This window comes from Sphingobacterium shayense, from assembly GCF_013179575.1.
Classification (GTDB): domain Bacteria; phylum Bacteroidota; class Bacteroidia; order Sphingobacteriales; family Sphingobacteriaceae; genus Sphingobacterium; species Sphingobacterium shayense.
Window position 1 is genome coordinate 1 of the sequence record NZ_JABMCQ010000115.1, and the last position, 13,120, is coordinate 13,120.

Annotated in this window: 8 protein-coding genes; 5 read left to right on the forward strand and 3 right to left on the reverse strand. The window is 38.3% G+C overall.

Annotated features, from left to right (window positions below):
• Positions 1-508: 508 nt before the first annotated feature.
• The 3 genes from amaB to HP439_RS13100 all read left to right on the forward strand — a co-directional run bounded on the left by amaB (position 509) and on the right by HP439_RS13100 (position 4,492).
• Positions 509-2,047, forward strand: coding sequence for an L-piperidine-6-carboxylate dehydrogenase (gene amaB, locus HP439_RS13090; protein WP_172390787.1), 1,539 nt, complete (start codon positions 509-511; stop codon positions 2,045-2,047).
• A gap of 18 nt (positions 2,048-2,065) precedes the next feature.
• On the forward strand, positions 2,066-3,379 hold the full coding sequence (gene lat, locus HP439_RS13095; RefSeq protein ID WP_172390788.1) for an L-lysine 6-transaminase: 1,314 nt from the start codon (positions 2,066-2,068) through the stop codon (positions 3,377-3,379).
• Positions 3,380-3,508: 129 nt separating this feature from the next.
• On the forward strand, positions 3,509-4,492 hold the full coding sequence (locus HP439_RS13100; RefSeq protein ID WP_172390789.1) for a hypothetical protein: 984 nt from the start codon (positions 3,509-3,511) through the stop codon (positions 4,490-4,492).
• A 104-nt stretch (positions 4,493-4,596) separates the two neighbouring features.
• Here HP439_RS13100 and HP439_RS13105 read toward each other — a convergent pair whose 3' ends face one another.
• Positions 4,597-6,708: a type IA DNA topoisomerase gene (locus tag HP439_RS13105; RefSeq protein ID WP_172390790.1), complete on the reverse strand. Its 2,112-nt coding sequence runs from the start codon at positions 6,706-6,708 to the stop codon at positions 4,597-4,599.
• Positions 6,709-6,774: 66 nt separating this feature from the next.
• Entirely contained in the window at positions 6,775-8,121 is a 1,347-nt protein-coding gene (locus HP439_RS13110) for a deoxyguanosinetriphosphate triphosphohydrolase (protein ID WP_172390791.1), read from the reverse strand.
• A 315-nt stretch (positions 8,122-8,436) separates the two neighbouring features.
• On the opposite strand from HP439_RS13110, the gene HP439_RS13115 reads away from it, so the two are divergent.
• Both HP439_RS13115 and HP439_RS13120 read left to right on the forward strand, forming a co-directional pair.
• Positions 8,437-9,495: an aldose epimerase family protein gene (locus HP439_RS13115; RefSeq protein ID WP_172390792.1), complete on the forward strand. Its 1,059-nt coding sequence runs from the start codon at positions 8,437-8,439 to the stop codon at positions 9,493-9,495.
• Between the two features lie 211 nt (positions 9,496-9,706).
• Complete coding sequence (locus HP439_RS13120) at positions 9,707-11,296, forward strand: ABC-F family ATP-binding cassette domain-containing protein (RefSeq protein WP_172390793.1); 1,590 nt, start codon at positions 9,707-9,709, stop codon at positions 11,294-11,296.
• Between the two features lie 92 nt (positions 11,297-11,388).
• Here HP439_RS13120 and argH read toward each other — a convergent pair whose 3' ends face one another.
• Entirely contained in the window at positions 11,389-12,720 is a 1,332-nt protein-coding gene (argH, locus tag HP439_RS13125) for an argininosuccinate lyase (protein WP_172390794.1), read from the reverse strand.
• Positions 12,721-13,120 lie beyond the last annotated feature (400 nt).

A 13,120-nucleotide genomic window follows, 5' to 3' on the forward strand; every position in this document is an offset into this window, starting at 1 on the left:
CAAAGGTAAGAGTATTTTTAACATTCGCAAAATATATTTGAAATATTTTCTGAACCCTGTCTCGATATCCAAAATCAAGACCTAAATCTCAACTTCTCAATCACTCTCTTTCGCCTTTCAAAACCGTCCCTCCCTTGCGGAGTGGTGCAAAGGTAGCAAAACTAAAACCCTAATTCCAAATCATTCTCAAAACTATTTCTACCATAACCCCCAAAAGACTGAATATCTGAACGATATTTTTTGATAATACAACACCCTAGCAGGAAAAATATCCGGGAACAACAACTACTACTGTATATCCATTTTAGATATATACTTCGAAACAAAAAATTGATTTTTTTATTAATCTAAATAATGGCCATCCCTTCTTATTTAACTCTGAAAAGGTTAGTTAAAACACTTTTTTTCTTAAAAACAAATAATATTCAGTTAAAAATTTATAAAAAAACAATTAATATAGAATATTATTCATTATTTTTACGTAGAAAACGAATATTATAAACCAATCATGATAAAAAAAGAATTAGAACAGTTAGGCATTGAAGCCATTTCCAATGGAACGTCAACAGGGAGCAATTGGTTCGCAAATGGAGCCCCCATTTGTTCTATTTCCCCTGTAGACGGATTAGAGATTGGCACTGTAACCTCCACTACAAAACAAAATTACGACCAGGTCATAAACTCTGCACTTTCCGCATACAAGCAATGGGCAAACACCCCTGCGCCCAAACGCGGCGAAATCGTACGCCAATTTGGCAATAAATTACGCGAGATAAAACCCATCTTAGGAAAACTAGTTTCTTACGAAATGGGAAAATCATACCAGGAAGGTATGGGAGAAGTACAAGAAATGATTGACATATGCGATTTCGCCGTAGGAATTTCGAGGCAATTGTATGGTAATACTATCCACTCAGAACGTCAATCACACCGAATGTACGATCAATACCACCCGTTAGGACTCGTTGGGATTATTTCTGCTTTTAATTTTCCCGTCGCAGTATGGTCGTGGAATGCGGCCTTAGCCTTGGTCTGCGGAAACGTTATAATATGGAAAGGCAGTGAAAAGACCCCTATCTGCTCCATAGCTTGTCAAAAAGCCCTCGCAGATATCCTAAAAGCAAACCACCTTCCAGAAGGCATCTCTTCACTCATCACTGGCGACGCAGAAGTAGGAAAATGGCTTTCGGAAGATACACGCCTGCCTTTAATATCGGCAACGGGATCTACAAGAATGGGGAAACAAGTTGCGACGGCCGTAGCTTCCCGTTTAGGGAAATCTTTATTAGAGCTAGGTGGTAACAATGCTATAATTGTCACGCCTGATGCAGATCTCGAAATGACCTTAATTGGTGCAGTATTTGGCGCAGTGGGAACAGCCGGACAGCGCTGTACAAGCACTCGTCGGCTTATTGTTCACGAAAATATTTATAATTCTGTAAGGAATTCTCTAGTCAAAGCTTATCAGCAATTGAAAATAGGTAATCCACTAGATCAAGAAAATCACATGGGTCCGCTAATCGACGAAAAAGCAGTGGAAATGTATACGAATGCCCTAGATAAGATAAAAACAGAAGGGGGAACGATCCTTACAGATTACGGACCGTTACATGGAGAAGGCTATGAAAGCGGATGTTACGTAAAACCTGTAATCGTCGAAGCACAGAACCATTATGATATAGTCCAAACAGAAACTTTCGCACCCATATTATATCTAATAAAATATACAGGAAGTGTGGAAGAAGCTATCGCATTACAGAACAATGTGAAGCAAGGACTTTCCTCAGCAATTATGACAAAAAATTTGCGAGAAGCCGAACTATTCCTCAGTCATGCAGGATCAGATTGTGGAATTGCAAACGTAAATATCGGAACATCTGGTGCCGAAATCGGAGGTGCCTTTGGCGGAGAGAAAGAGACGGGAGGGGGACGAGAATCAGGTTCAGATGCCTGGAAAGTTTATATGCGACGTCAAACGAATACCATTAATTACAGCACGAGTCTACCACTCGCTCAGGGGATCACCTTTAATCTTAATTCCAAATAAATTTCAATACTAAAATTTATGAGAGACTTACATAAAGTACTATCGAAACATATTCTAGCAGATGGGTTACCGATTGAATTAGATTTCCAAAACAGCCATGCTTCCTATATAATGGATAAAAATGGAGAGGAATATCTAGACATGTTCTCCATGTTCGCGTCCTCCCCTGTTGGATACAATCACCCGCATATTGTAAATAAAAAGGATTTTTTAGGCACGATGGCGATTAATAAACCCGCATTATCCGACGCTTATCCCTATCAATACGCCGACGTGTTAGAGACTTTCGAACGTGTGGCAATCCCAAAGGAGCTATCATATTGCTTTTTTATTTCTGGCGGCGCGCTTGCTGTCGAAAATGCTTTAAAAGCCGCGTTTGACTGGAAAACGAGATTAAATTTTTCCAAAGATATTCAAAAGGAAGCTGACCAGGTTATTCATTTCAAACAAGCTTTCCATGGAAGATCTGGCTACACCCTCTCGTTAACCAACACAATGGATCCCAGAAAACATCAATACTTCCCCAAATTTGACTGGCCAAGGATTGAAAACCCCAAATTAACCTTCCCTTTAACAGAAGAATCGATCAATAACACCGTTGACGCCGAAAAACTAGCAATTCAACAAATTAATAATGCTTTAACAAAACACCGAAATAAAATTGCCTGTATAATCATCGAACCAATACAAGGTGAAGGAGGAGACAACTTTTTTAGAAAAGAGTTCTTTAAAGAATTGCGGTCAATTTGTGATGAACACGATATTCTGCTAATTCTTGACGAAGTACAAACTGGTCTTGGTATGACTGGAAAAATGTGGGCGTATGAACACTATGATATAACACCTGATATTATATCGTTTGGAAAAAAAACACAAGTTTGCGGTATCCTTGCTAATCGAAAAAAATTCGACAGAGTGGAAAAACATGTCTTTAAAGAATCTAGTCGAATCAACTCAACATTCGGCGGTAATTTTATCGACTTATTACGGTTTCAATTAATATTAGAAATCATTGAAAATGAAAATCTAGTAAAACAAGCTGAACTAAAAGGCAACTATCTACTTGAGCAAATCATCGAACTAGTTAATACTTTCCCGCATCTTAAAAACCCGCGGGGACTTGGATTAATGGCCTCTTTTGATTTTCAAACAGCAGACCAGCGGGATAGATTCGTCCGACAAGCCTTAAATAACAAGTTAATCATATTAGGCTGTGGAGAAAAGAGCATCCGATTCCGACCGCATCTTACAGTAACAAAGGAAGAATTAGATCGTGCATTACAAATCGTTAGAAAAACAGTATCGTTGGCTATTGAAACGAAAACTATTTAAACAGAATATCCCTAAATTATGACTGATTGAGTAGCGTATTTATATAATACGCTGCTCTTTTTAGTCAGAATTCAGTCAATTGGATCAATCCTCCAAAAAATGGAATGAAAAACCAATATCTTTGTCGACATGGCATCAAAATTATACAATCCATTCGATAGCTTTCGATTCGATAATAAAACCTGTTTCTTAACAGGAAAAACACTGCAAACCGCGGACGAACAAATACAAGTATTTCCAATATGGATGATGCGAAAGTTTGAGCTGGAAGACATGCCCTTTAAAATGTTAGACGAAAATATCGTCACTTATAAAGCGCTCAAACTCCCGTGTTCAGCAAATGCGGCTACATTGTATGAAAAATTGGAAAACAAAATTGAAAAAGCAATGAGTGAGGGCTATACCTCAGTTAAAGAAATTTCAGAATTGGAACTTTTCCAATGGGTAGCGAAAATACTTTATGGTGTAGTCTTCAACGAAATTCAAGCAGGAATACGTCAAGCGGCGTTAAGCGGAGAGCCATTAAATTTTTCGCAGGCTCTCGTTCATAAGTTTCGAAACCTCCATTATATGTTGCAATCAATTCGTACACCGATTGAGTTTGAACATAAAAATCCTTTCTCCATTTTAGTGCTACCAATAAAAGAGAATGACGCTAATTTTAATTATCGTGATGAAATAAACACGTTAGTATTTTCATTTCGTATGAACGACTTCGCAATAATCGCGACGCTTCAAGACAATGGAACAAATAAGATATACCACGAGAAGATTCTAAATAGAATAGAAGGTAAAGAATTACACCCTATTCAATTTGAAGAAATTTGTGCTCGATATTTCTATTCGGCCTACTTGTTCAATAGACTTCCGGAATACACATACATGGAAACTCAGAACAAAATTTTCATTGAACCTATGCCATTAAATGACTGGACGCTCAAACCAATCTTTGACAATTGGCAGGTAAAAACCTATGGTCAAGTTCTCGAAAATTTTTGGAAACCCTGGGGTTATACGCTATTTGAGATCATAAAAAATCCAGAAGCACCAATGAGTTTCCTTTTTGACGAAAACGATTTCTTCATAGAAAACGTAGACTCAACGAAAAGTTAATTTTTCCTCGAATTTTTTCGTTGTAAAAGAACGCAATTAAAATTTTGTTCCTTTACAACGAAAAATCATCTACCTGCCCTAGAGCAGATAAACGCATGCTTCCATTAAGCAAGGTTGACCTTAGAATCCCGATATGTCAATGCGGAATCAACCGTAGTCCCTTCTCGTGTTTTAACGCCTTTTAGAACCGAAGTTCTGCCCTTTTCTAATAAGTTTTTTATTTCTTTTTCTTCAAGAAAAACACCATTCAAAGTGCGCCATATTTTAAAGTCACAACCTCTAGCATAGTGGTCGCATTGTGCTACTTTATCATACAATTGAATCTGGCCTTTCGGACATTTAGGACATTTAATAACACCCTGTTGTTGAGGTTTAATTTCTTCTTGTTGGACCTCGACCCTTAGTTGTAAAAGCTCTTTGGTAATCTTCGCTGTATAATCCTTAATATGTTTCATAAAAACATCATATGAAACTTTATTAGCACGCATCTCCTCAAGCTTCTGCTCCCATTTACCTGTCAATGTCACTTTTGCAATGGATCTGTCTTTAACCAGATTATACACCGTTAGCCCTTTGTCAGTTGGAATCAATTTTTTCTTTTCTCTCTTGATGTAATCGCGTTGAAAAAGCGTTTCAATTGTCGCCGCACGCGTCGCGGGTGTCCCTAGACCGCAATCTTTCATTGCCTGTCGCATTTCGTCGTCTTCTATCTCTTTCCCAGAAGTCTCCATTGCCTTTAACAGCGATGCCTCCGTATGTATGGGCCGGGCTTTTGTAAATCGTTCAGCCAGCTCCAAGGTGAGAATTTCTAACACATCTTCTTGAACAATCTTCGGTAATTGCGTATTTTCATTATCAAGATCGTCTATATTTTTCTCATCATCTGGGAGCTCCACCTGGTCCGCAGACAAGCGCCAACCATATTGCTTTATTACTGTTCCTTTCGCAATCAGCTCTATTCCCAAAGCATCAATTGTGACAGTTGTGATATCTTTTAAGCAAATTTCCGAAAAACTCTCAACCATTCGCTTCGCGATCATATTATATATGTTCTGCTGCTCTTTCGGCATAGGTCCCGGTTTTTCTTCCGTAACCAAGAGAGCATGGTGATCTGTTACTTTCTTGTCGTCGACAGACCGCTTATTTAGCTTCGCCCCTATCAGATTACGACTAATTGCCGCGATTCCTCCTTCGGCAGAATCTGCTAAATGCTGAAACAGTTCTTCAATATTTTCAAAAACATCCTCTCCTATATAGCGGGAACCTGTACGTGGATACGTGATTACCTTCCTCTCATATAAAGTTTGTGCGATATTTAGAGTTTGATCTGCGGAATACCCATATTTCTTATTGGCGTCTTGTTGGAGAGATGTCAAATCAAATAATAATGGCGGCTGTTCTTTAGTTTCTTTCGCTTCCACCTTTACAACCCTGACATGCGTTCCGATAGAAATTCGACTAACTACCGCTTCAGCATCTTCTTTCTTTTCAATTTTCGCAGACGTAGCTTTAAACTTAATTGCGTCTTTTTCAAAACCAGCCTGAATTTTATAAAATGTTTGGGGTTTGAAATCCTTATTTTCCAAATAACGTGCGCAAATCATTGCCAAAGTCGGCGTCTGCACTCTCCCTAGAGATAGCAAACCGCGATTACCGGCCGCCAAGGTAAGCGCTTGAGTAGCATTAATTCCAATCAACCAATCTGATTCTGAGCGCGATTTGGCAGACATGTATAAACTATCGTACTCCGTTCCGTCTTTAAGCTTGGCAAAGCCCTCTTTAATGGCTTTGTCAGTCTGGGATGATATCCAAAGTCGTCTAAAAGGAACGGTCGAATTTAAGTAATAATAGATATTCCGAAAAATTAGTTCTCCCTCGCGCCCAGCATCTGTTGCAACAATTATCTCATCCGCCTCATCCAACAAGCGCTTAATGGTATTGAGTTGTTTTAATGCACCGGTGTCATCGATTTGCTTACCATCTTTTTTTACTTTCTTTGCCTCCAGTTGAAATGTTGCAGGAATAATTGGCAAGTTGGATACTGCCCAACTTGGGTAACCATATGCTTGAGGTGTACACAGCTGTACCAAATGTCCAAAAGCATATGTAAACGCATAGCCGTTCCCAGCAATATATCCATCCATGATTTCCTTTGCTCCCATTACGCGAGCTAGATCACGAGCTACCGAAGGCTTTTCTGCAATTACTACTTTCATCTACTCATCCTAAGGTGTAAAAATTATTCTAAAATATACCGAAAATTGATTCGGTTAGGTCTATTATTAATCTAACGAAGGGATTGATATTCCTTTTATTTTTCTATAAAGTTCGATCGCATAAACATCAGTCATACCCGAAACAAAATCTAAAACCGCTCTAATCTTTGAATAAGCATCAGGTCGGTCAGTATGAAACTGTTGAGGAATCATAGCTACCAATTTTTCATCAAACATGCTTTTATTCGTCTTAAGATATGCAGGAATAAACTCTTCTAACAACGCGTTCATCACATGATAACCTGCGATTTCAATTTGAACTACCGTTGAGGCATTATAAATCCGTTCAACTGAAATTTTTGATATCAATTTCATTTGGTCGACAATTTCAGGTTCGAGCGCATCAACCAACGAACTTTCAAATGTTCCTGACAAAAATTTCTCTTGATTATCTACGAATACTTTAGCAGCACCATCTATTAACGTATTGATGGCCTTGGCACGTAAGAGCTCGACACGACTTCCCTTATCCGCCAGACTGTCGATACGCGCCCGCAAGTCTTGCCCAATACAAAGCGGTAACAAGAGGTCTTCGACTTCTTGATATGATAAAATTTTTAAATGATGGGCATCCTCTAAGTCGATAATATTATAACAAATATCATCTGCAGCTTCCACTAGGTACACTAGCGGATGTCTTAGGTAACCTTGCGGATTAGTGGGATCCCGTTCAAGACCAAGCTCCTCTGCAATCTTTTGGAACGTGCCAGTCTCGCTTTCAAAATATCCATACTTCTTGCGATGGTGGTTATTCTTCACATGTCCATCGATCGAAGCACAGGGATACTTTACAATAGATGCTAATGTCGCATAGGTCAACGCATAGCCTTTTTCATCCTTACCACGATAAGCATGTGTAAGAATACGAAGCGCGTTTGCATTACCCTCAAAATGCGTTAGATCAGACCATTGCTTTATGGAAACTTGCTCCTGAAATTTACGCCCCGCTCCTTCGGTAAAATAGGAGGATATCGCCGCTTCGCCTGAATGACCAAAAGCGGGGTTACCCAAATCATGAGAGAGACATGCAGATGAAATTATGTTTCCAACTTCCTGAAGAAATGGGACATCTTGGTCGAGATTAGGGTTTTCTTTCTTCATCAAGTTATAAAATAAACGTCCTAAAGAACGTCCCACACTTGCAACCTCCAAACTATGCGTCAACCGATTATGGACAAATACAGCGCCCGGTAAGGGAAAAACCTGCGTTTTATTTTGAAGCCTTCTAAAAGGTGACGAAAAAATCAATCTGTCATAATCACGTTGAAATTCCGATCGGGCGTCGAAATATTCCGTTACTTCTCTATGTTCATATCCCCAACGTTTTGCTGAAAGCAACTTTTTCCAATCCATCTAAAAAATAATCATTTTACCTTTTGCAAATATACAGTTTCTAAACTTGAGGAACATAAAAGCGACTTATCATTTAGTCTAATGTTAGATATTTTAATGAGTACAACGATTAATAAAGGATGCGAGAGGTCAGCTATCACTTCACGTTACCAGCACATGGACACCTCCTCGCTTTTTTAAAGACGAAAGTAATATCAAAACAGCCTAGGACTCGTGACAAGCAGATCCGCAGACCAACATAAGAAAGACTTTTATCACATTGCTTCCCCGTGTCAAGTGTATTTATTATTTTTATAGCGTATCAAACGAGTAACAATGGCTTTCAAACTTCTTCAACATAAAAACTTTATTCATACTTTAAACGGTAAAAACACCCATTTGATTGTTTTGAAAAACCGCAGCGGTATGCAGGTCGCATTTACAGATTATGGCGCACGTATTGTAAGCATTCTCGTTCCCGACAAAAATGGCGAACTCCGAGACGTGATATTAGGATTCGGATCTATCGGGGAATATCTTGATGCCAAAGAAAAATTTCACGGAGCTACCATAGGACGGTTTGCAAACAGAATCGCAAACGGTAAGTTTTCACTAAATGACCAATTCTATACACTGCCACAGAATAATGGCACTAACTGTTTACATGGAGGACTATCAGGGTTTCACGATAAAGTATGGGATAGACAAGTGTCTTTTAAAAAGAAAGTAGACTTTTACCTTAGCTCGCCTGACGGTGACGAGGGATTTCCCGGAAACCTTCGTGTGAATGTATCATTTGAATTAAACGAAGATAACGAAATATTGATTAAATATCGAGCGATCTGTGATAAAGACACAATATTGAACTTAACAAACCATGCGTATTTCAATCTTAATGGGGAAGGAAATGGAGATGTCTTAAACCATCAATTAACGATTCCATCAACCCATTTTATACCGATTAACGAAAATCAAATACCCCTTGGTCAAGAAGCTCCGGTCGAAGAAACTCCATTTGATTTCAGAAACACAAAATCTATTGGAAAGCATATTAATAATGACGATGTGCAATTAGCATATGGAAATGGATATGACCACACATTTGTAAACTCGCAGCCATTCACACAAGTAGCTGCTTCTGCATATTCTCCGGAATCGGGAATACGGCTTGAAGTAAAGACGACAGAACCTGGAATACAACTATATACAGGAAATTTCCTTTCTGAAAAGGATAAGGGAAAATCTGGTGAAAATTACGGACCCAGAGGAGCTTTCTGCTTAGAAACGCAACATTATCCAAACAGCCCGAACGAGCCGAGATTCCCTTCGGTCGTACTTAAAGCGGATACTTCATTCACATCACAAACTAGTTTCCGGTTTTCAGTAAATAAATAAGAACTCGACTGTCGAAGTCCAAATTCTCGATTGATCTATTTCAAAAAGCAGACACTCGAGATTCAACTATTTGTTATCAATAAACAAAATACGTATTTTTGTAAAATAATCTATATCGCAAATAAATGTAATTCATAGCTTCAAATAAAATAGTATTTACTCACCTACCAAGTCCGCTTGCTAGCATCCGTTGATAACTATATTTAAAGTTATGATTAATCTTCAAAAAATTTCTTATACCCATCCGAACAAGGATATTCTTTTCACGAATATTAATATTACCATCAATCCCTCGGATAAAATTGCCCTAGTAGGCAATAACGGGAGTGGTAAGTCAACATTACTACAGCTTATCGCAAAAAAGCTGATCCCTACAAGCGGCCAAATCATCAACAACTCCAAAGTATATTATATCCCGCAAATATATGGTCAATATGACCATTATACCGTCGCTGAGGCTCTCGGTATAGCCGATAAACTCCACGCCATGCGTGAAATTATACAAGGTAGCGTTTCCGAAAAACATTTTGAACTGCTCGACAACGATTGGCAGATTGAGGACAAATGCATCGAAGCATTAAAAAAATGGGAGATCCCCGAAAATAACATGTTTCGTAAAATCGGACAGTTAAGCGGAGGGCAAAAGACAAAGGTCTTTTTAGCGGGAACTGAACTACATAACGCAGATATCTTGTTGATGGATGAACCGAGCAACCATTTGGATAGCCATAGTAGAAACCTGTTATATAACTGCATCGAATCTACAAACCATGGTTTAATGATAGTTAGTCACGACAGACAACTATTAAATTTAACAAAAAAAACTTACGAACTAAGCCATGGACAAGTCAAGATATATGGGGGTAATTATAACTTCTATCAACTCCAGAAAGAACACGAGCTAGAAACGCAAGTGCTCCAAATACAATCAAAGGAAAAAGATTTAAAGAAAGCCAAGGAGCAGGAACGAAAGACCCTAGAAAGATTCGAAAGAACCAACGCAAGAGGAAAGAAAAAGCAAGAAAATGCTGGAATCTCTCGTATTATGATGAACACGTTACGAAACGCCGCTGAAAATAGCACATCAAAAGCGAAGGATGTACACAGAAGCAAGATTACTAATATTTCTACTGATTTAACAGCATTGCGGTCTGACCTTTTGTCATTGCCTACAATTAAATTAAATATAGAAAATTCTGGGCTGCACAGGGGGAAGACAATTTACCAAGCATGTGATTTAAACGTTAGGGTCGCAGGAAAATTATTGTGGAATAAAGGTATACAACTCCATATCGAAAGTGGGGATCGTATATCCTTACGGGGAAATAACGGTTCTGGAAAAACGACACTCATCAATATTCTGTTAGGGAAAATAAAAGCGGATGAAGGTAGTCTAAAGTCAGCAACCGTCAAAAGTATCTATTTTGATCAAGATTATTCCCTTATAGAAGATCAAAAATCGATATATGAGATGGCACAATCGTTTAACGACGGCGGGCTTGAAGAGCATGAAGTCAAAATCAGATTAAATCGCTTTTTATTTCCCAGCGACACTTGGGGGACTTTGTGCAGTAGTTTAAGCGGCGGGCAGCGTGTAAAGTTAATCCTTTGCTGTCTTACAATCTGCGAAAAATCGCCCGATATCTTATTTATGGATGAGCCCACAAACAATATCGATATACAAAGTATGGACATTCTGACTAAGACCTTAAGTGACTATCAAGGCACATTAGTCGTAGTATCCCACGATGAAACGTTCTTAAGCCGACTGAACATTAACAGGACAATAACCTTGGGTTAAAATATAAATCGAGCTCTCCTTATATAGCGATGGCTCGATCTTATATTTTTTGAAATGCAACAAACTTGAATCGATATCTTATTTAGAACCAGCTATTTCAACAAATCTGATAGAGCTTTTTCCACTTTTGGAAAACAAAACGCTTCTAGATTTTTATTAAACATTCGTACAATCTCTTGATTGCACAAATTCCCAATACTCCCTTCGTGCGTATGATTTACAACTTTTGACGGTTTAAACGTTCCTTGTTCGATTGCTAGCCCAATATTACGATACGCCTCTCTAAAAGGCACTCCTTGCAACACCTCGTTATTCACAACCTCGACGCTAAAAAGATAATCGTATTTGGGATCATTCAAAACATCTTCTTTGACAGAAATATAATCCAGCATAAATGTAGCAATTTCTAGACAATCGGAAAGAGATTGAAACGAAGGAAAAAGATTCTCCTTAAGCAATTGCAAGTCTCTATGGTATCCAGACGGAAGATTTGTTGTCATCATTGCAATTTCATTTGGTAAAGCTTGAATCTTATTACATCGCGATCGTATCAACTCGAAAACATCTGGGTTTTTCTTATGCGGCATGATACTCGAACCAGTGGTTAGGTTCGCTGGGAAAGAAATAAAGCCAAAATTTTGATTAATAAATAAACAAACATCCATGGCGAACTTCGCAAGTGTAGCAGCAACCGCACTCATACCTTGAGCCAGTATGCGCTCCGTTTTACCACGCCCCATTTGCGCATATACAACATTATAATTTAAATCGTCAAACCCAAGCAATTCAGTTGTCAACGACCTATTTAAAGGAAATGATGACCCATATCCTGCAGCTGAACCTAGGGGATTTTTATTGCAGATCTTCCACGCGGCCTTCAAAAGCTCTAGATCATCAACTAAACTTTCTGCATAAGCACCAAACCATAGACCAAAAGAGGAAGGCATTGCAATTTGTAAATGCGTGTATCCAGGAATAAGTACATTTTTATGTTTGTCACTCAGTTCAATTAGCTTGTTGAATAACCCTTCTACCTGCATTACAAGATTCTGAATTTCGGAACGAAAATACAGTTTCAGGTCAACCAAAACTTGATCGTTCCGAGACCTACCTGAATGAATTTTTTTCCCTGCTTCACCTACACGTTCAGTAAGCAACATCTCTATTTGAGAATGAACGTCCTCTACCGAATCATCAATTGTAAAAGTATTATTCTGGATCTCTTTATAGATATTTTTTAACTCCGCTTGTACTGCACTCAAATCACTATCTGAAAGTAAACCGATACTGTTTAACATCTTAGTATGTGCTAGAGAACCGAAAACATCCGAAGCAGCAAGATGTAAATCCATCTCCCGATCATTCCCCACCGTAAACGACTCAACAAACGAATCTACGTTAATATTTTTTTGCCAAATTTTCATTCAATAAGTTTTTATATAACCAATAACCTCGTCGTCCAATCTCAGCCTGACTATGAGACAAGTTAGGCGAGTTAAATTATACACAGCACAAATGTATAAAAATACAATACAAAATGAGAATCCGGTTACGACAGAACTCAACATTTGATATAACAAACCGCAAATCTCAACGGTTGAATCTCTTACGCCTTTTATGTGCATACCAAACTAAGTCTAAAAAATGCAATTCCTTAAACGATTCGCATCAATTTTAACAATTATTCAAATCTGCCAACAATTTTTTTTCTAAGCAAATATGCGTCTACTGCCTAAAAACCAAATAAAAAAGTGATCACTTACTTTTTTTTAAAAAATATCTTTGCGTGAATAATATATATCCATATGTTTGTAGACGTAAAGG